This window comes from Cryobacterium sp. TMB3-10 (assembly GCF_004402305.1).
Lineage (GTDB): Bacteria > Actinomycetota > Actinomycetes > Actinomycetales > Microbacteriaceae > Cryobacterium > Cryobacterium zongtaii.
Map to the genome: position 1 here is coordinate 361,524 of NZ_SOGH01000031.1, position 19,189 is coordinate 380,712.

General features: G+C 64.5%; 15 protein-coding genes and 1 pseudogene. 2 read left to right on the plus strand and 14 right to left on the minus strand.

Annotated features, from left to right (window positions below):
- Positions 1–47 precede the first annotated feature (47 nt).
- The 9 genes from E3T22_RS17755 to E3T22_RS17795 form a co-directional block, all read right to left on the minus strand.
- The gene (locus E3T22_RS17755) at positions 48–470 is read right to left on the minus strand and encodes a hypothetical protein (RefSeq protein ID WP_206751320.1); all 423 of its coding nucleotides are present in this window, start codon (positions 468–470) and stop codon (positions 48–50) included.
- Positions 471–542: 72 nt separating this feature from the next.
- Positions 543–1,517, minus strand: coding sequence for a class 1b ribonucleoside-diphosphate reductase subunit beta (gene nrdF, locus E3T22_RS17760; RefSeq protein ID WP_088455068.1), 975 nt, complete (start codon positions 1,515–1,517; stop codon positions 543–545).
- A 114-nt stretch (positions 1,518–1,631) separates the two neighbouring features.
- Positions 1,632–3,737, minus strand: a complete 2,106-nt coding sequence (nrdE, locus tag E3T22_RS17765; protein ID WP_134481240.1) for a class 1b ribonucleoside-diphosphate reductase subunit alpha — start codon at positions 3,735–3,737, stop codon at positions 1,632–1,634.
- A gap of 35 nt (positions 3,738–3,772) precedes the next feature.
- Positions 3,773–4,174, minus strand: a complete 402-nt coding sequence (gene nrdI, locus E3T22_RS17770) for a class Ib ribonucleoside-diphosphate reductase assembly flavoprotein NrdI (protein WP_241983724.1) — start codon at positions 4,172–4,174, stop codon at positions 3,773–3,775.
- 139 nt (positions 4,175–4,313) lie between these two features.
- Positions 4,314–4,547 (minus strand): glutaredoxin-like protein NrdH, encoded by a 234-nt coding sequence (nrdH, locus tag E3T22_RS17775; RefSeq protein WP_066592430.1) that lies wholly within the window; start codon positions 4,545–4,547, stop codon positions 4,314–4,316.
- Positions 4,548–4,932: 385 nt separating this feature from the next.
- Positions 4,933–5,958 (minus strand): sugar ABC transporter permease, encoded by a 1,026-nt coding sequence (locus E3T22_RS17780; RefSeq protein WP_088455066.1) that lies wholly within the window; start codon positions 5,956–5,958, stop codon positions 4,933–4,935.
- Positions 5,955–7,031 carry an ABC transporter permease gene (locus E3T22_RS17785; RefSeq protein ID WP_134481057.1) on the minus strand — a complete coding sequence of 359 codons (1,077 nt, stop codon included), beginning with the start codon at positions 7,029–7,031 and terminating at the stop codon, positions 5,955–5,957. The genes E3T22_RS17780 and E3T22_RS17785 overlap by 4 nt, the downstream gene beginning before the upstream one ends.
- Positions 7,028–8,569, minus strand: a complete 1,542-nt coding sequence (locus tag E3T22_RS17790) for a sugar ABC transporter ATP-binding protein (RefSeq protein WP_134481056.1) — start codon at positions 8,567–8,569, stop codon at positions 7,028–7,030. The genes E3T22_RS17785 and E3T22_RS17790 overlap by 4 nt, the downstream gene beginning before the upstream one ends.
- Before the next feature lie 130 nt (positions 8,570–8,699).
- Positions 8,700–9,698 (minus strand): ABC transporter substrate-binding protein, encoded by a 999-nt coding sequence (locus tag E3T22_RS17795; protein WP_088455063.1) that lies wholly within the window; start codon positions 9,696–9,698, stop codon positions 8,700–8,702.
- 338 nt (positions 9,699–10,036) lie between these two features.
- Between E3T22_RS17795 and E3T22_RS17800 the strand changes: the two genes are divergently transcribed.
- Together E3T22_RS17800 and E3T22_RS17805 are read left to right on the plus strand one after the other, a co-directional pair.
- Positions 10,037–11,572, plus strand: a complete 1,536-nt coding sequence (locus E3T22_RS17800; RefSeq protein WP_088457825.1) for a sugar ABC transporter ATP-binding protein — start codon at positions 10,037–10,039, stop codon at positions 11,570–11,572.
- Positions 11,573–11,723: 151 nt separating this feature from the next.
- Complete coding sequence (locus tag E3T22_RS17805; protein ID WP_198414937.1) at positions 11,724–12,737, plus strand: LacI family DNA-binding transcriptional regulator; 1,014 nt, start codon at positions 11,724–11,726, stop codon at positions 12,735–12,737.
- A 184-nt stretch (positions 12,738–12,921) separates the two neighbouring features.
- Here the strand turns inward: E3T22_RS17805 and E3T22_RS17810 are convergent, their stop codons facing one another.
- From E3T22_RS17810 to E3T22_RS17830, 5 genes and pseudogenes are all read right to left on the minus strand, one after another.
- On the minus strand, positions 12,922–13,806 hold the full coding sequence (locus E3T22_RS17810) for a hypothetical protein (RefSeq protein WP_134407851.1): 885 nt from the start codon (positions 13,804–13,806) through the stop codon (positions 12,922–12,924).
- Positions 13,807–14,652: 846 nt separating this feature from the next.
- Positions 14,653–15,894: a multiple monosaccharide ABC transporter permease gene (mmsB, locus tag E3T22_RS17815; protein WP_088455060.1), complete on the minus strand. Its 1,242-nt coding sequence runs from the start codon at positions 15,892–15,894 to the stop codon at positions 14,653–14,655.
- A 33-nt stretch (positions 15,895–15,927) separates the two neighbouring features.
- Complete coding sequence (gene mmsA / locus E3T22_RS17820) at positions 15,928–17,457, minus strand: multiple monosaccharide ABC transporter ATP-binding protein (protein ID WP_088455059.1); 1,530 nt, start codon at positions 17,455–17,457, stop codon at positions 15,928–15,930.
- Between the two features lie 86 nt (positions 17,458–17,543).
- Positions 17,544–18,656 (minus strand): multiple monosaccharide ABC transporter substrate-binding protein, encoded by a 1,113-nt coding sequence (gene chvE / locus E3T22_RS17825; RefSeq protein WP_304984977.1) that lies wholly within the window; start codon positions 18,654–18,656, stop codon positions 17,544–17,546.
- Positions 18,657–18,725: 69 nt separating this feature from the next.
- A pseudogene (locus tag E3T22_RS17830) lies at positions 18,726–19,189 on the minus strand (L-arabinose isomerase); the annotation flags it as partial.

Below are 19,189 nucleotides of genomic sequence, written 5' to 3' on the forward strand. Positions count from 1 at the left end.
TCAATGGAAGGCGCTGGTCCAGCCGGCGGAGCGGTCCTGTTCGATCCTCAGCTGGGCGCCGTCCAGGGTGACGCCAGGCCGAGAAAGTATGCTTGAAGGTCACGTAAGTCGCCCACAGCCATAGGCTCCTCCTCGAAGGGCTCGTCGTACAGGGAGACCAAATTGTGCAGGTGGTTGAGCACGTCCCCTGTGTGGTTCCTCATCCCCCACACGGCGTTGAGCCGGCGAGCCACGCTGAGCACGTTGTTGGTACCAGCCAGGACGTCGTTGGCCGATTCGGCCAGTTCGATCTCTGCAGCGCGCACACCGTCCATCCGGCCGATGCCACAGGCCACCAGCGTGCGCTGGAGAGTCTCGCCGACTTCCATTGAATCCGGGTCCAACATGATCGCCAGGTCGAGGACCCTGTCGTCGGCTTCGGGCCGGGCAAGTTCCGTCGAGGCCCACGCGGACAGTGACTTCCAGTCCACCAGCCCTAACACTGACTGTGCCGCAATGCGCTCCAGCCCTTGCGGCACCGGCACCTCAACCACCCATCTGAACTAGAAGTCCCAGTCGTCGTCTTCGGTGTTGACGGCCTTGCCGATGACGTACGAGGAGCCCGACCCGGAGAAGAAGTCGTGGTTCTCGTCGGCGTTGGGCGACAGAGCCGACAGGATCGCCGGGTTCACGTCGGTGACGCTCTTGGGGAACATGGCCTCGTAGCCGAGGTTCATCAGCGCCTTGTTGGCGTTGTAGTGCAGGAACTTCTTCACGTCTTCGGTCAGGCCGACCTGGTCGTAGAGGTCCTGCGTGTACTGCACCTCGTTCTCGTACAGCTCGTACATGAGGTTGAAGGTGTAGTCCTTGATCTCGTCCTTGCGCTCCTGCGTGGCGCCCTCGAGACCCTTCTGGAACTTGTAGCCGATGTAGTAGCCGTGCACGGCTTCATCCCGAATGATCAGACGGATGAGGTCGGCCGTGTTGGTGAGGCGGGCGCGGCTGGAGAAATACATCGGCAGGTAGAAGCCGGAGTAGAACAGGAACGACTCGAGCAGCACCGAGGCGACCTTGCGCTTCAGCGGGTCGTCACCCTGGTAGTAGTCCATCACGATGGACGCCTTCTTCTGCAGGTTGACGTTCTCGGTCGACCACCGGAACGCCTCGTCGATCTCCTTCGTCGACGCGAGCGTCGAGAAGATCGAGGAGTAGCTCTTCGCGTGTACCGACTCCATGAACGCGATGTTCGTGTAGACGGCTTCCTCGTGCGGGGTGATCGCGTCGGGGATCAGCGAGACGGCGCCGACGGTGCCCTGGATGGTGTCGAGCAGGGTGAGTCCGGTGAACACGCGCATGGTGAGCTGCTGCTCCACCGGGGTGAGCTGGTTCCAGGACTGCACGTCGTTGGAGAGCGGGATCTTCTCGGGCAGCCAGAAGTTGTTGACGAGGCGGTTCCAGACCTCGACGTCTTTTTCGTCTTCGATCTTGTTCCAGTTGATCGCGTCAACGTGGGAGACGAGCTTGAGCTTGTCAATCATTTTCTTAGTCCTTTGTGGTGGTGCACCGTTGGTCGAGCTTGTCGAGACCTCGTGATCTCGAGATCTGCTTGCGTGGTCTCGACAAGCTCGACCACCGATTATGTCGCTATTTACTCATAACGCACAGGAAACACAGCCCTCAACCTCGGTCCCCTCGAGGGCCATCTGGCGCAGACGGATGTAGTAGATCGTCTTGATGCCCTTTTTCCACGCGTAGATCTGGGCGCGGTTGATGTCGCGGGTGGTGGCGGTGTCCTTGAAGAACAGCGTCAGCGACAGGCCCTGGTCCACGTGCTGGGTGGCAGCGGCGTAGGTGTCGATGACCTTCTCGTAGCCGATCTCGTAGGCATCCTGGTAGAACTCGGTGTTGTCGTTCGTCATGAACGGCGCCGGGTAGTACACCCGGCCGAGCTTGCCTTCCTTGCGGATCTCGATCTTCGAGGCGATCGGGTGGATCGACGCGGTCGAGTTGTTGATGTACGAGATCGACCCGGTCGGCGGCACGGCCTGCAGGTTCTGGTTGTAGATACCGTGCTCCATGACGGATGCCTTGAGCTCGGCCCAGTCGGCCTGCGTCGGGATCTCAACGGCCGAGTTGGCGAACAGCTCGGCGCCGCGGGCGGTGGTCGGCTCCCAGACCTGGTCGGTGTACTTGTCGAAGAAGGCGCCGGAGGCGTAGGTGGAGTCCGCGAAGCCCTCGAAGATGGTGCCGCGTTCGATGGCGATCTTGTTCGAGGCGCGCAGGGCGTGGAACAGCACCGTGTAGAAGTAGATGTTGGTGAAGTCGATGCCCTCTTCGCTGCCGTAGTACACCCGCTCACGGGCGAGGTAGCCGTGCAGGTTCATCTGGCCCAGGCCGATGGCGTGGGACTTGTCGTTGCCGCTCTCGATCGAACGCACCGACGCGATGTGGCTCTGGTCGGAGACCGCACTGAGTCCGCGGATCGCGGTGTCGACGACCCGGCCGAAGTCGGGCGCATCCATGGCCAGCGCGATGTTCATCGAGCCGAGGTTGCAGGAGATGTCCTTGCCGATGGTGTCGTAGGAGAGGTCCTCGTTGTACGTGGTCGGGGTGTTGACCTGGAGGATCTCCGAGCACAGGTTCGACATGTTGATGCGGCCCTTGATGGGGTTCGCCTCGTTCACGGTGTCTTCGAACATGATGTACGGGTAGCCGGACTCGAACTGGATCTCGGCGAGGGTCTGGAAGAAGTCGCGGGCCTTCATCTTGGACTTCTTGATGCGCGAGTCGTCGACCATCTCGTGGTACTTCTCGGACACCGAGATGTCGGCGAACGGCACGCCGTAGACGCGCTCGACGTCGTACGGAGAGAACAGGTACATGTCCTCGTTGTTCTTGGCCAGCTCGAAGGTGATGTCGGGGATGACCACACCGAGGGAGAGGGTCTTGATGCGGATCTTCTCGTCGGCGTTCTCGCGCTTGGTGTCGAGGAAGCGCATGATGTCGGGGTGGTGCGCGTGCAGGTACACCGCTCCGGCACCCTGGCGGGCACCGAGCTGGTTGGCGTAGCTGAAGGAGTCTTCGAGCAGCTTCATCACGGGGATGATGCCGCTGGACTGGTTCTCGATCTGCTTGATCGGCGCGCCGGACTCACGGATGTTGGAGAGCAGCAGGGCCACGCCGCCGCCGCGCTTGGACAGCTGCAGCGAGGAGTTGATACCGCGGGAGATGGACTCCATGTTGTCTTCGATACGCAGCAGGAAGCAGGAGACGAGCTCGCCGCGCTGGGCCTTGCCGGAGTTCAGGAAGGTGGGCGTCGCGGGCTGGAAACGACCGGCGATGATCTCCTCGACGAGGGCGACCGCGAGCTGTTCGTCGCCCTGGGCCAGGCCGAGGGCGGTCATCACGACGCGGTCCTCGAAGCGCTCGAGGTAGCGCTTGCCGTCGAAGGTCTTCAGCGTGTACGACGTGTAGTACTTGAACGCGCCGAGGAAGGTCTGGAAGCGGAACTTCTTCGAGTACGCCAGGTTGTTGAGGCTGGTGATGAACTCGAAGCTGTACATGTCGAGCACGGCCTGCTCGTAGTACTCCTTCTCGACCAGGTAGTCGAGACGTTCACGCAACGAGTGGAAGAACACCGTGTTCTGGTTCACGTGCTGCAGGAAGAACTCCCGGGCAGCTTCGCGGTCCTTGTCGAACTGGATCTCCCCGTTCGGTCCGTACAGGTTGAGCATGGCGTTCAGGGAGTGATAATCCATGTCCAGGCCCGACGGCGGGCTGATCGGGGTGACCTTCACGGCTGTTGCTTCCAAAATTCTTCCAATCCTTCGTGAACGGCGGCTACGTCGTCCGGTGTGCCGAATACTTCAAAGCGATACAGGTGGGGCACACCGCACTTCTGCGCGATGATGTCCCCGGCGAGGCAGAAAGCATCACCGAAATTCGTGTTCCCGGCGCCGATGACGCCGCGGATGAGTGAGCGGTTGCGTGTGTCGTTGAGAAAGCGGATGACCTGGCGCGGCACTGCCGGCCCCAGATCGCCGCCGCCGTAGGTGGGTACAACGAGCACAAACGGATGCCGGGCGACAAGGGGCGCATCCTTGGCGTACAGCGGGATGCGGGCGGCGGGCCGGCCGAGCTTCTCGACGAACCTCTGAGTGTTTCCGGAGACGCTCGAGAAGTAGACGATGTCCACGTCTCCGGCATCGACTTCCGCGCCGGCACCCTGTCCTGCCGCGCCGGCGGTGGACTCGCGAGTGGAATCAGCCTGAAGCAGCATGGGTTCCCCTTTTCGTGCGAGTTGAACGGTCGGCGCCCCCCAGGCGCAACGCTGGTTACGCCAGGCGCGCGGCGAGCTCGTTGATCTTGTCGGGGCGGAAGCCCGACCAGTGGTCCTCATCGGTGATGACGACGGGCGCCTGCAGGTAGCCGAGCGCCTTGACGGCCTCGAGTGCGTTCTCGTCGGCTGACAGGTCGAGGATGTTGTACTCGATGCCCTTGTTGTCCAGGGCACGGTAGGTCGCGGTGCACTGCACGCAGGACGGCTTGGTGTAGACGGTGATTGCCATCGAAAAGGCCTCTCGTATCGTTCTCGTCGTTTCGGACCATAGGCAAAGCTGTGCGAAATCCGTGGTGAAGACGTAGTGGAAATGTGGTGGAAATGCACCCGTAAAGTGCGAAGTTGTTTTTCAAGCGTTGTGCGATTGCTTGGACTTCAATACTACATCTAGTGATTGCCAATGGGAACAGCCACTACATGCGGGAATTACAATTATGTACTTATCCACCGACATTCCACCGGTTGTCAACAGGGCGGCACCACCGAAGACCGCAGGAATACGCGGTCGGACCCGAAGTTATCCACAGGTCGAGCGGGGACATGATTTTGCCCTGTGGAATCCGCCGCCGGGCGCGTCGATCACCCGGTCGGCCGATCCGTCCCCCTTCTAGGGCTCAGGATTTGCGCTTGCGCGAGACGACGAATCGCTGCAGCAGCACGAAGGCGAGGAGAATGCCGCCGGTGATGATCGTGGTGGCTTCAGGCGGGATGCCGCCGTCGCGGGTGATGAGCACGTTCATCAGTCCGAGAACCAGCGCGCCGATCACGGAACCGAGCACAAAGCCGGCTCCGCCGGTGAGCAGCGTCCCACCGATGATGACGGCGGCGATGGCGTCCAGCTCCCAGCCCACCCCGGTGATGTTCTGCGCGATGCCGAGCTTCGAGGTGTACACGACGGCGGCCAGTCCCGCGAGGGTGCCGCTGATCACGTAGATCAACAGTTTCGTGCGCACCACCGGCAGTCCCATCAGCAACGCCGACTGTTCCGAACCGCCGATCGCGTAGACCGTGCGACCGAATCGGGTGCGGTGCAGCATGAAGAACGCCACGATGACGACGAGGGCGGCGATGAGCACGTTGGGGGTTGTCACGAGGTCGTCGATCTTGGGTCCGTCGTAGACCTTCCACTGCGTGGACAGGCTGCGGATCACCGAGTCGTCGTCGAGCCGCTGCGGGGTGGTGCTGAGGATGGACGCGAGGCCGCGGGCGAGGAACATCATCGCGAGGGTCGCGATGAAGGGTTGCACGTTGAAGTACTGGATCAGCACCCCGGAGGCGACGCCGAAGACCGAGCCGATCAGGATCATCAGCACGATCACGATGAGCGGATTCCAGCCGGCGTTGGCCAGCATCACCCCGACCAGGCTGCTGATGGCGATCACCGCTCCGACCGACAGGTCGATCCCGCCGGTGAGGATGACGAAGGTCAGGCCCACCGCCAGGATGATCAGATACGCGTTGTTGATCAGCAGGTTCGAGATCGTGCTGAACTGCACAATCCGCCCGTAGGCGACCTCACCGTAGATCAGCATGGCGATGAAGATCGCCACGGCGGCCAGGGTCGGCAGGGTTTCCAGGTTCGGCTTCATTCGCGACAGCAGCGAGGGTGCGGCCGGCCGATCGAGCTCGGTGATGGTCATACCGGCACCGTTTCCTTATCCGTGATGATGACGCGGGTTCTGCGCCGGGGGAACATCGAGCGCACCCTGGGCGACTGCAGGAGGCAGATGATCACGATGACGACGGCCTTGAAGGCCGGCGTCGCCGACGAGGGGATGGACATGTAGACGATGGTCTTGTCGAGTGTCGCGATCAGCAGGGCCCCGATGATGCTGCCGGTGAGCGAGAATTTGCCTCCGGCCAGCGAGGTCCCGCCGATGACCACGGCGAGGATCGCATCCATTTCGGCGGTCATGCCCGTTTTCGCCACCTCGACCGTCATGACGCTGGCGGTGCTGAAGATCCCGGCCACGCCGGCGAGCACAGCGCTCACTATGTAGACGGAGATGAGGATGCCGACGGGGCGGATCCCGGCCATCCGGGCGGCCTTGGGGTTGATGCCGATGGATTCGATCATCAGGCCGAGCGCGGTGCGGCGCACCAGGGCGGCCAGGACCGCCACGATCAGCACCGCGATGACGAACACAACGGGAAAGCCGAGGAAGGTGCCGTTGGCGATCCAACGGAAGGTCTCGTTCGTCGCCGAGGTGTTCTGGCCCGAGGTGATCACCTTGGCCAGGCCGCGGCCGGCGAGCATCATCACCAGGGTCGTGATGAAGGGTTGCAGGCCCACGATCGAGACCAGGATGCCGTTGAGGGTGCCGAGTAGCGCGCTGATTCCCAGCGCCAGGAGCACGGCCACCACCGCGGTGCCGAACGATCCGGTGCCGGTGTTGCGCATGAATTCCATTGAGACGGCACCGGCCACAGCCATCACCGACCCGACCGACAGGTCGATGCCGCGGGTGGCGATGACCAGGGTCATGCCGACCGCGATCATCATGATCGGCGCGCTCGCGCGCAGGATGTCGATGACGTTGCCAGAGAGGTTGCCGGTGGCGGCGTTGACCGATACCCCGAGGTAGGCGGGGTTCTTGGTGAGATTGACCACGAGCAACAGAAGCAGGGCCACGATCGCCCAGACGTACGGTTGGTGGAACAGCCCGGTGATGACGCGGATGGCTGCGGACGGACGTGCGACGGGGGTGCTCATGCGCCGCTCCCTTCTGAAGCGATGAGATCGACGATGGCTTCGGCGGTCACGTCGGGTCCGTTGACGATCTCGCCGATCTTGCGCCGGTCTTTCAGCACGATGATGCGCTCACTGAGGCGCACGACTTCCTCCAATTCAGACGAAATGAAGATCACCGACATGCCGTCATCGGCGAGCGCCACAATTGTCTCCTGAATCTCCGCCTTGGCCCCCACATCGATTCCGCGGGTCGGTTCGTCGAGGATCAGGAGTTCCGGCTGGGTGGCCAACCAGCGGCCGAGCAGGACTTTCTGCTGGTTGCCGCCGGATAGATCCCGCACGGCCCGCTCCGGGTCGGCGGGTCGCACGTTCAGCTCCACCAGGTACTTGTCGCAGATCGCGGCCTGTTCCCGGCGGGACAGCGGCCGGGCCCAGCCGCGGCGGGCCTGCACGGCCAGGACCAGGTTCTCCCGCACCGTGAGGTCGCCGACGATTCCCTCGTCGCGCCGGTTTTCGGTGGAGAAGGCGATCTTGCGCGCCAGGGCGCCGACCGGGCTGGTGACCTCGGTGGTTTTCCCGTCGATGGTCACGATGCCGGCATCGGGTTTGTCGGCACCGTAGATGAGCCGGCCGAGCTCGGTGCGGCCGGAACCGAGCAATCCGGCCAGGCCCACCACTTCGCCGGCGTGCACCTCGATGTCCACGGGTTCGATGGAGCCCTTGCGGGTCAGGTCTTTCGCGCTGTAGTAGGGCGCGCCGCCCGAGTGCACGGCCCGGGATCGCTGGGAGCCCAGGGAGTTGAGGGTGTCCACGTCCTTGCCGATCATCTCGGAGATGAGCTGGTTGCGCGGCAGCGCAGCTGTCTGGTGTTCGCCGACCACGACGCCGTTCCGCAGCACGGTGAGCCGGTCGCTGATCGCGTACACCTGGTCGAGGAAGTGCGAGACGAAGAGGATGGCAACACCCTCGTCGCGCAGGCGGCGGATGACCGTGAACAGGCCTTCAACCTCGTTCGCGTCCAGGCTGGAGGTCGGTTCGTCAAGGATCAGGACAGTGGAGTCGGTGACCATCGCGCGGCTGATCGCGACCAGCTGCTGCAGGGCGAGCGAGATGCTGGAGAGCGGTTGTCTGGGGTCGAGGTCGCCCAGGCCCAACCGGATGAGGGCCTCGTGGGCCGCCTCGTGGGTCTTGCGCCAGTTGATGCCGATCGGCCCGCGTACCTCGTGGCCGAGCATCACGTTCTCCCCCACCGTGAGGTTGTCGCAGAGGTTGACCTCCTGGTAGACGGTGGAGATGCCGGCGCTCTGCGCATCCGCGGTGCCCGCGAACCGCCTCAGAACGCCGCCGACGGTGATTGTGCCGGAGTCGATCTTGTACACACCGGTGAGCGCCTTGATGAGGGTGGATTTGCCCGCCCCGTTCTCGCCCATCAGGGTGTGTACTTCGCCAGGGAAGAGTCGGAAGTTCACGTTCTGGAGAGCCTTGACCCCCGGGAACTCGATCGAGATGTTCTCCATCTCGACGATCGGCTCTGTCACTGCCGGCGCTGTCGCTGCCATGTCTCTGCCTGGTCCTGCCGGTGTGTCGGCCTCGAAAGTTGAGTGGCGTGGCGAACCTGCCACGAAGGGGGTGTTCGTTCCTGCGGCCGGATGGGCCGCAGGAACGAACACGTTCGGGTCGTGCTGCCGGTCAGTACTGGCGGTCGGGCAGGGCCGCGGTGGCCGCCTCGGGCGAATCGAATGTCGTGCTCGGCACGACGATGCTGGACTCGACGTCCTCGCCCGCCAGGGCCGCGTTGACGACCTCGATGGCGTCCTCTCCGAAGAGCGGGTTGTATTCGGCCACGAAGCTGAGCCGGCCGGCCGCAAGGGCTTCGAGGGCGGCCTGTGTGCCGTCGATGGTGATGATCTTCACGTCGGTGCCGGGGGTGAGTCCGGCCTCCTCCACCGCGAGAGCGGCGCCCAGGCCCATTTCGTCGTTCTGGGCGAAGACGAGCTGGATGTCGTTGCCATTGGCCTTGAGCATGGTCTCGAAGACGCTCTTGGCCTCTTCGGTGGACCAGTTCGCCGACTGGCTCTCCAGCTTGGTCAGGTTGTCGGCGACGGCCTCGTCCCATCCCTTGTTGCGGTCGTTCACCACCGAGAGTCCGGGCGGGCCTTCGAGGACGACGTAGTTCGCGCCATCCGGGAACTGCTCGTTGGCCCATTCGGCGGCCGAGGCGCTGATGCCCACGTTGTCCGGAGCGATCCGGCTCGTGTAGAGGCTTTCGTCGTTCGGCTCGATGCCGCGGTCAAGCAGCACCACCGGAATCTCGGCCTCCTGTGCCCGCTCGAGCACGTCTTCCCAGCCCGTTGCCTCGGTGGCGGAGAGCAGGATCGCGTCTACGCCCTCGTCGATGAACGAGGTGAACGCGGTGATCTGGGAGTTCTGGTCGCCGTTGCTGGACGGGGCATACTTCAGGTCGAACCCGTTCTCGGTGGAGAACGCATCCTGAATGTTCTGCTCGTTCGCGGTGCGCCAGCCTCCCTCAGGTCCGACGGCGACAAATCCGACGGTGGTGAGCTCGCCGCTGTCGTCACCGGATGCGGCCGGTTCGTCCGACCCCGATGAGCAGGCGACCAGACTGAGAGCTAGTGTTCCGGCCAGGGCCAAACCCGTGAACGCTCGGAACCGTGATGTGGGTGCCATGTGATCTCCTCCTTGAGATCTGCGGGCACGAGCGTCGTGCCAGCAGTATGAATGTGTTCAATGAACGACTGCGGTGCCTTGGACGATGTGTGATCGCTAACAATTCGCTACTAGCCAGCTGCTTGATAGTTTCTGACTTCGTCGTCGGGATCAATTGTTAGCCTTCACAATCGCTCTTTTCGGAGGCTAACCGCGTTTTGCCGGTGTTGTCAAGGGCTTTTTACTGGGATGCAGCCCTGCGGGGCTCCTGTTGCGCCGAACGAGTTGTGAACCCTAACATTCAGGGGGACGAGGAGGTTCGCGAGGTGCACAGAATCGAAGCCGAACCGATCGTGGTGATGACCGGAGTCACCGTCACGTTCCCGGGCGTCACGGCGTTGGATTCCGTGGACTTCAGGCTGTTCCCCGGGGAGGTTCACTCGCTGCTGGGCGAGAACGGCGCGGGTAAGAGCACCCTGATCAAGGCGCTGACGGGTGTGTACCGCATCGACGGCGGGCGGATCGAGGTCGATGGGGTCAGCGTGGCCTTCGCCAGCCCGGCCGACGCGCAACGGTCTGGCGTGAGCACCGTGTACCAGGAGATCAACCTCCTGCCCAACCTCAGCGTTGCCGAGAACATCCTGCTCGGGCACGAGTCCCGCCGTCCGTGGGGCGGCATCGACTGGCCGGCAACACGACGGCACGCCGGCGAGCTCCTCCGGGGAATGAACCTCGACATCGACCCGGCGTCCATCCTCGCGGACCACTCACTCGCCGTGCAACAGCTCATCGCCATCACCAGGGCCGTCGCCGTGCAACCCAAGGTGTTGATTCTCGACGAACCCACCTCGAGCCTGGATACCGACGAGGTGACGGAGCTGTTCAGGGTGATCGCCCACCTCAAGGAGTCCGGGGTCGCCATCCTGTTCATCTCGCACTTCCTCGAGCAGGTCTACGAGATCTCCGACCGACTCACCGTGCTGCGCGACGGCCAACTCGTCGGCGAGTACCTCACGGATGAGCTGCTGCGGATCGATCTCGTGCAGAAGATGGTCGGCGCCGGGATGTCGGTTCTCTCCGAGATGCAGCATCGCACGAGTGAGCGGGAGGTCGAGGAAGCCCTCGGCGGTGAACGGCCGCTGGTGAGCGCCGTCGGCCTCGGCCGGGACGGCGCTCTGGCACCTATCGACCTGGCCGTCTACGAGGGCGAAATCGTCGGCATGGCCGGTCTGCTCGGCTCCGGCCGCACCGAGCTGGCGCGACTGCTGGCGGGCATCGACCGGCCGGACAGCGGCGGCGTGTCGGTCGACGGTGTCGTGCACAAGTTCCGGGGCCCCCGCGATGCGCTGAAACACCGTATCGCCTACGCCTCGGAGGACCGCCGCGCCGAGGGCATCATCGGGGACCTGACCGTTCGCGACAACATCGCACTGGCCCTGCAGGCCGACCTGGGCTGGTTCCGTCGGATCTCCCGAAAACGACAGGACGAGCTCGCCGCCAGCTACATCCAGGCTCTGAACATTCGCCCGCCGAACCCGGATGCGCTCGTGCGGCACCTCTCCGGGGGCAACCAGCAGAAGCTGCTTCTCGCCCGCTGGCTGGCCATAGCGCCCCGCCTGCTGATTCTGGACGAGCCCACCAGGGGCATCGACATCGGTGCGAAGGCCGAGATCCAGAATCTGGTCACCGATCTGGCCGAGAACGGTCTCGCCGTGGTTTTCATTTCGGCCGAACTCGAAGAGGTGCTGCGCATCAGCAACCGGGTGGCGATCCTGCGCGATCGGAAGAAGGTTGCCGACATCCGCAACCACGACCTGACCGTCGAGCGGCTGCTCACCGTCATCGCCGACGGCGCCGACGATGACGACGACCAGCGTCGGGGGGCCGAGCGGTGACCGGGACCCTCGGGCTCCTGGCACTGGCCGGTCAGGGCACTCGTCTAGAATCGGTGACACAACCCTGCACTATGTGGGCTGGCCGGATGCTCCGTGTGACGATCGACCGCGGAGAGTTGGGGCCCCGTCACCCGCAGGGAAAGGTATCGCCGTGAGAGAGGAAACTCCCCGCCAGGCGACGATCTTCGACGTCGCGCGTCTCGCCGGGGTATCGCACCAGACGGTCTCCCGGGTGCTCAACGACCTGCCCAATGTGCGGCCGTCCACCCGGGTTCGGGTCGAGGAGGCCATCAAGAAGCTGCGCTACGTGCCCTCCCCCGCCGCGCGGGCACTCGTGACCCGGCGGTCGCGCACCATCGGGCTGATCGCCACGGGCACACCCGAGTTCGGTCCGGCGTCCACCCAGCTCTACTTCAACGCTGCCGCGCGGAAGGCATCCTGGTCGGTCTTCACGGCCAGCCTGATCGACACCGAGCCGTCGGCGATCCGGGCCGTCGTCGAAGCGTTCCTCCGGCAGAACGTCGAAGGTATCGCCGTGATCACGAGCCGCCAGGGTGTCGTCGACGTCGTCGCCGGCATGGAGCTGGCCATCCCCGTGGTGGCGCTTGAGGCAACGGCCCGCACCGGTATCACCACGGTCGGGGCCAACCAGTACAGCGGCGCCCGCACCGCGGTGGCCTATCTGGCCGGGCTCGGCCACCGCAACATCGCCCACCTGGCCGGGCCGAGCGACTCGATCGACGCCAAGGAGCGGGAGCGCGGGTGGCGTGACGAGCTGGCCTCCCGCGGCCTGCAGGCGCGCCGCATCGGCATCGGCGACTGGTCGCCATCCGCGGGCTACACCTTCGGCATGGCCTGCGACCTCGAGGGGCTCACGGCGATCTTCGCGTCGAACGACCAGATGGCGGTGGGGCTGATGCACGCCCTGTCCGATCGGGGACGGTCGGTTCCCCGCGACGTCAGCATCGTCGGGTTCGACGATGTGCCCGAGGCGGAGCACCTGTCGCCCCCGCTCACCACCGTGCGCCAGGATTTCGAGCACATCGGACGGGACATGCTCAGCGTGTTGCTCAGCCGCATCAACGGTGACGGTTCCCCGCTTCCGGCGTCCGTTCCCGCCCTCATCGAACGCGCCTCCACGCGCCGGCTCGACGCCGAGGGCTGAGCCTCCCCGGCGGCCCGCCCTTCCCCCGGGCGGCGCGACATCGCCCCGGCGGCCCGTCTCCGCCCCGGCGGCCCGTCTCCGCCCCGCCGGCCCGCTTCCGCCCCGCCGGCCCGGGATACACCGCGTGCCACCGCTCCTAGCCCGCGCCACGAGCCGGATGCGCCCCGTTCGGCGTGCCATTCGCTCAGGCGCGGGGCACTCCCCGCTCGGTGAGGAAGGCGTGGAACCGGGTGGGTGAGAGAGCAAGATCCCAGCCCCACCGGTCGAAACTGTTCACCTGGGCGCGTAACGCATCCTCTCGCTGTTTCTCCTGCCACACCACCGAACTCGGGTCGCGATTGCCGAGCACGAGCCCGGTGCCGTACTTGAGGAACCCGTCGAATTCGCCGATCTTGCGCACCCGGCGCCAGAAGAAGTCCACCCAAGCGTTGCCGCCGAGGATGTCGGGAAAGCAGACCTGCAGCTCCGGTGCCTCAAAGCCGAGCTGAAAGATCCGCACCCTGCTCAGGGTCTCCCCCGGGTTTGCCGCCAGCGGGTTCGCGAAAGCGATCACCCGCTCGGCGCGGCGCCGACCGGTTCGCGGGTTCACCATCGCGAGCTCGCGGTAGAGGTCATCCCTCGTCAGCGCCGGTCGGATCGGCACCTCTCCGCGCCGCTCCCGTTCGGCGCGTTCCTGCTCAACCCGCAGCGCGTGGTCCACCATCGTGACACCCACCAGAAAGGGTGACGAGGCGGCCACATCCACCAGGGTGCGCGCAACAGAAGTGACCTGGCATCCGTCGATCTCCTGCACTGAGTCCGGAGCCGGCCCACGGTGACTGGTTATGAACCGGGTGCTGCTGCCTCCGACAGCGTCAGGGGTGCTGATGTGCACCGTCGCGGGCCAGCTCCCGATGGTGGGAAAGCCGTGCAGGATGCCCGCAGATTGATGCGACAAAACGGGCCGGCGCCCCGATGCCAGAACGGTCGCCCGCACCATCAGGCGGTACCGCTCATCGACATCAGCGGCGCGCCAGCGCTCGCCCGTCACGTACACACCGCGACGGACGCTCTGGAGCGCACCCCTCACGCACAGCGTCTGGAGTGCGCGCGTTGACACTCCGACCTCTCGCAGGGCACCAGACGGGAGCAGCCCGCCGTACCGAGTGCTCACGACTTCGGCGAGGCGGAGGGTTTGGCGGTGGCGCGCGGCGTCGGCTGTGCGTTCGGCGGACGAAGGGTTGGATAACGGGGACTGGAGATTGGCCATACGGCAGCGTCCCTCTTCGACCCGCTGGCGCACGATACTGACCCGGCCCGGTTGAGCAATCGCCCGAGCCGTACCCTGTGGAGGAGCAGCGCACCCACGTGTCAGTACCGGACGGAAGGCTCCCGGCGGCACGCCTTAGGTCCCGCGGCACGCCTTAGCTCCCGCGGCACGCCTTAGCTCCCGCGGCACGCCTTAGCTCCGGCGGCACTGGTTCTAGCGCGTGCCGCCGCGCAAGAGGCGTGCCGCCGGGCAAAAAGCGTGCCGCCGCGCACAAGGCGGGCCGCGGCGCATGAAGCGAGCCGCGTCTTGGAGACATGCGCGGGCGGCGGGCAACAAAGGCCGCCGGCCGCGCATCTGTGCCAGGCCGAGAGGCTCCCGGCGGCACGCCTTGGCCCCCGCGGCACGTGTTAGCCCCGGCGGCATTGGTTCTAGCGCCTGCCGCCGCGCATGAAGCGTGCCGCCGCGCACAACGTGGGCCGCGGGGCATAAAGCGTGCCGCAGCGCACAACGTGTGCCGCGGGGCACACGTCGGACCGCGACGTGGGCCGCGACGTGGACCGCGACGTGGGCCGCGGGGCATAACGCGAGGCACGAGCGGGCACACAAAGACCGCCGGCCCCGCATCCGTGGTGGAGGCGGGGCCGGCGGCCGGATGGAGCGTGGTGCCTAGCGGCCGCCGGAGCGACGCTTGTTGTAGACGTCGAAGGCGACGGCGAGGAGGAGCACGAGGCCCTTCACGGCCTGCTGCCACTCGATGCCGATGCCCATGATCGACATGCCGTTGTTCAGCACACCGATGATCAGACCACCGATGATGGCGCCACCGATGGTGCCGACACCACCCTGCACTGCCGCGCCACCGATGAAGGCGGCGGAGATGGCTTCGAGCTCGAAGCCGTCACCTGCCTTCGGGCCGGCCAGGTTGAGGCGAGCGGTGAAGATCAGGCCGGCGAGGGCAGCGAGCACGCCCATGTTCACGAACAGCCAGAACGTCACGTTGCGGGTCTTGACACCCGACAGCTCAGCGGCGTGCAGGTTGCCACCGATCGCGTAGATGTGACGGCCGAACACGCTGCGGTTCATGATGATGCCGTAGACCAGGATCAGCACGGCCAGCACGATCAGGGTGACCGGAATGCCCTTGTAGGAGGCGAGGGCGTAGGCGAACATGGCGATGGCGGCGGTGATGAGCACGAGCTTGACGACGAACCAAACCAGCGGCTCGACCTCCTGGCCGTAGGCCGCGCGGCCCTTGCGGGTGCGCACCTGCTGCACGATCAGGGCGATGATCGCCAGTGCGGCGACACCCAGGGTGAGCGGGTCCAGCTCGAACTCGCCGAAGAGATCCGTGAGGAAGCCGTTACCGAGTGCGCGGTATTCGGCCGGGAACGAACCGATGTTCGCGTTGCCGAGCACCACGAGGGCGAGGCCACGGAAGATGAGCATGCCGGCCAAGGTCACGATGAAGGCGGGGATGCCCACGAACGCGATCCAGAAGCCCTGCCAGACGCCCACCAGGGCACCGACCAGGAGCGAAAGGATGATCGACAGCCACCAGGGCAGTCCCCAGGTCACGGCGAACACGCCGGACACGGCACCGACGAAGGCGGCGACCGAACCGACCGACAGGTCGATGTGGCCGGCGATGATGACCATCACCATGCCGACCGCGAGAACGAGGATGTACCCGTTCTGCACGATCAGGTTCGAGATGTTCTGCGGCCGCAGCAGGATGCCGTCGGTCAGGAAGCTGAACAGCACAACCACCACGATCAGTGCGACGAAGATGCCGTTCTTGCCGAGGTCGGCGATGACATGGCTGAACCAGGCCGCCGCTTTGGAGTTGCTGGGATTGACTTGTGCACCTTCGGGCGTGTTGCTCGCCGGCTTGGTTTCGAGATCACTCATTTTGACGTTTCTCCTATTCCGATAGCGCCGACGCTAACGGGCCTTTTCCATGGTCATGTGCTTGATGAGGGTCTCCGGGGTGGCCGCATCGATCGGGAATTCTCCCGTGATGCGCCCCTCGGAGAGGGTGTAGATGCGGTCGCAGATGCCGATCAGTTCCGGCAGCTCCGACGAGATCACGATGACGCCCTTGCCCTGTGCAGCGAGGGCGTTGATGATCGCGTAGATCTCGTACTTGGCGCCAACATCGATGCCGCGGGTGGGCTCATCCAGGATCAGCACGTCGGGATTCGAGTAGATCCACTTCGACAGCACGACCTTCTGCTGGTTGCCGCCGGAGAGTTTCCCGGTTTTGGCCAGCACCGTCGGTGCCTTGATGTTCATGCTCGTGCGGTACTCGTTGGCAACCTTGAATTCTTCGTTGTCATCGACCAGTCCGCCCTTGACGAGCTTGCCCAGCGAGGCCATCGAGATGTTGCGCTTGATGTCTTCGATGAGGTTGAGGCCGTAAGTCTTGCGGTCCTCGGTGGCGTAGGCGATGCCGTTGTCGATCGCCTCGGTGACCGTGCGAGTCTTGATCTCCTTGCCGGCCTTGAACACCTTGCCGGTGATGCGGCTGCCGTAGGTGCGGCCGAACAGGCTCATCGCGAACTCGGTGCGTCCGGCTCCCATGAGCCCGGCGATACCCACGATCTCGCCACGCCGCACGTTCAGGTTGACGTTGTCGACCATGACCCTGGTCGGGTCCTGGGGGTGGTGCGCGGTCCAGTCCTCGACCCGCAGGATTTCCTCGCCGATGTTCGGCGTGTGGTCCGGGTAACGGTGCTCGAGATCGCGGCCGACCATGTCCTTGATGATGCGGTCTTCGGTCACGTCGACCTTGTCGATCGTCTCGATGGCCTTGCCATCGCGGATGACCGTGACGGCGTCGGAGACCTTTTTGATCTCGTTGAGCTTGTGACTGATGATGATCGACGTGATGCCCTGACCCTTCAGGTGCAGCATCAGGTTGAGCAGGTGGTCGGAGTCCTCGTCGTTGAGGGCGGCCGTCGGCTCGTCCAAGATGAGCAGCTTCACCCGCTTGGAGAGCGCCTTGGCGATCTCCACGAGCTGCTGCTTGCCGACTCCGATGTCCATGATCTTGGTGGTGGGGTTCTCCCGCAGGCCCACGCGGGCGAGGAGCTTCACGGCCTCGGTGTTGGTCTTGTTCCAGTCGATCAGGCCCAAGGCGCCGCGTTGTTCGTTGTTGAGGAAGATGTTCTCCGCGATGGAGAGGTAGGGACTCAGTGCGAGTTCCTGGTGGATGATGACGATGCCCTTGGCTTCGCTGTCCCTGATGTCCTTGAATTCAACGACTTCGTCTTCGAAGACGATGTCGCCGGTGTAGGTGCCGTGCGGGTAAACGCCGCTGAGCACCTTCATCAGCGTGGACTTGCCCGCGCCGTTCTCACCGCAGATGGCGTGAACTTCGCCGCGAGCGACGTTGAGCGTCACGTCCTGCAGCGCCTTGACGCCGGGGAAGGTCTTGGTAATACCGCGCATCTCGAGGATGTTGGTGGTCACGTGCGTTCCTTTCTTAGGTCGATACCTTGTGCTGACCGGCCGGCGGGGCTGTGAGGCCCCGCCGGCCGGTCACTAACACGTGACTCTTAGCCGTCGATCTCGGCCTGGGTCCAGTAGCCGGTGTCAACCAGCTCTTCGGTGATGTTGTCCTTGATCACGATCGAAGAGTCGAGGAGGTAGGAATCCACAACCTTGACACCGTTGTCGTAATCTTCGGTGTTGTTGATCTCCGGCTCGTCACCGTTGAGCAGGGCGAGGGTCATCGAAACGGCGACCTCGGCCAGCTTGCGGGTGTCCTTGAAGATCGTGCCGTACTGCTCACCGGCGACGATGGCCTTGACCGAGTCGAGCTCAGCGTCCTGACCGGAGATCGCGGGCCATTCCGGGCCCACTGTGTAGCCGGAGCCCTCGAGGGCAGAAATGATGCCTCGGGAGATGCCGTCGTACGGGGAGAGCACGCCGTTGACGACGCTGCCGTCGGAGTACGTCGACGTCAGGATGTTCTCCATGCGGCTCTGTGCTTCTTCACCGTCCCAACGCAGGGTTGCAACCTGCTCGATGTCGGTCTGGCCGCTCTTGACCACGATGGTCTTGGCGTCGATCAGCGGCTGGAGGACATCCATCGCGCCGTCGTAGAAGAAGAACGCGTTGTTGTCGTCCAGCGAACCGGCAAACAACTCGACGTTGAACGGGCCGGCCGGTGCACCCTCGATGGGCGTTCCGTCCAGCTCGACCAGGCCGAGGCCGTTCAGCAACGACCAGGCCTGCTGCTGGCCAACCTTGAAGTTGTCGAACGAGGCGTAGTAGTTGACGTTCTCGGTGTCGCGGATCAGGCGGTCGTAGGCGATGACGGGGATGTCGGCGTCTGCGGCGTCCTGGAGCACGCTGGTGAGGGTGGTGCCGTCGATCGAGGCGACGATCAGGGCCTTGGCGCCCTTGGTGATCATGTTCTCGATCTGCGAGACCTGCATGGGGATGTCGTCTTCTGCGTACTGCAGGTCGACGGTGAAGCCCTCGGCTTCGAGCTGCTCCTTGACGGCGTTACCGTCGTTGATCCAGCGCTCGGAGGACTTGGTGGGCATTGCGACGCCGACGAGGCCGCCGTCGCCGCCGCCAGAGTCTCCGCCGCTGGAGCAGGCTGCCAGGGACATAACCATGGCTCCGGCTGCCAGTGTCGCGAGGAAAGCTTTCTTCTTCACTGTGGTTCCTTTCGTATTTTCAATCGACTTTGATGTCAAATGGGTGAAACAGAGTGGTGCGTGTGTGATTTACAGGCCTTGCGCCAGGCGGTAGTACGCCTGGTTCCATCGGACCTCGCGGGAGAAGTCCCGCAGGGTGGTGGTTTCATCGATCACGAGGAGCTCAGTTTGAGCGATCTCGGCGAAGTCTTGGAACACCTCGATGCCGACGGCTGTCGACATGACGGTGTGGTGGGCGGCGCCGGCGGTGAGCCAGGCGGCGGCGGAGGTGGCGAAGTCGGGTGCGGGCTTCCAGACGGCGCGGCCGACGGGGAGTTTGGGTAGCGCTTGGGTGGGTTCGACGACCTCGACGACGTTCGCGGTGAGGCGGAACCTGTCGCGCATGTCGCTCATCGCGACGACCACGGCGGGGCCGGGGGCGGCGTTGAAGACCAGGCGCACCGGGTCGTCTTTGCCGCCGATGCCCAGCGGGTGGATCTCCAGGGTCGGCTTCTCGGTGGCCAGTGACGGGCTGACCTCGAGCATGTGGGCGC

Excerpts from the sequence above, each read along its gene's own strand:
- E3T22_RS17790 (WP_134481056.1), bottom strand. The coding sequence starts at position 8,569 with ATGGCAGCGACAGCGCCGGCAGTGACAGAGCCGATCGTCGAGATGGAG.
- E3T22_RS17800 (WP_088457825.1), top strand. The coding sequence starts at position 10,037 with ATGACCGGAGTCACCGTCACGTTCCCGGGCGTCACGGCGTTGGATTCC.
- E3T22_RS17795 (WP_088455063.1), bottom strand. The coding sequence starts at position 9,698 with ATGGCACCCACATCACGGTTCCGAGCGTTCACGGGTTTGGCCCTGGCC.
- nrdH (WP_066592430.1), bottom strand. The coding sequence starts at position 4,547 with ATGGCAATCACCGTCTACACCAAGCCGTCCTGCGTGCAGTGCACCGCG.
- nrdE (WP_134481240.1), bottom strand. The coding sequence starts at position 3,737 with ATGGATTATCACTCCCTGAACGCCATGCTCAACCTGTACGGACCGAAC.
- E3T22_RS17780 (WP_088455066.1), bottom strand. The coding sequence starts at position 5,958 with ATGACCATCACCGAGCTCGATCGGCCGGCCGCACCCTCGCTGCTGTCG.
- E3T22_RS17785 (WP_134481057.1), bottom strand. The coding sequence starts at position 7,031 with ATGAGCACCCCCGTCGCACGTCCGTCCGCAGCCATCCGCGTCATCACC.
- mmsB (WP_088455060.1), bottom strand. The coding sequence starts at position 15,894 with ATGAGTGATCTCGAAACCAAGCCGGCGAGCAACACGCCCGAAGGTGCA.
- nrdF (WP_088455068.1), bottom strand. The coding sequence starts at position 1,517 with ATGATTGACAAGCTCAAGCTCGTCTCCCACGTTGACGCGATCAACTGG.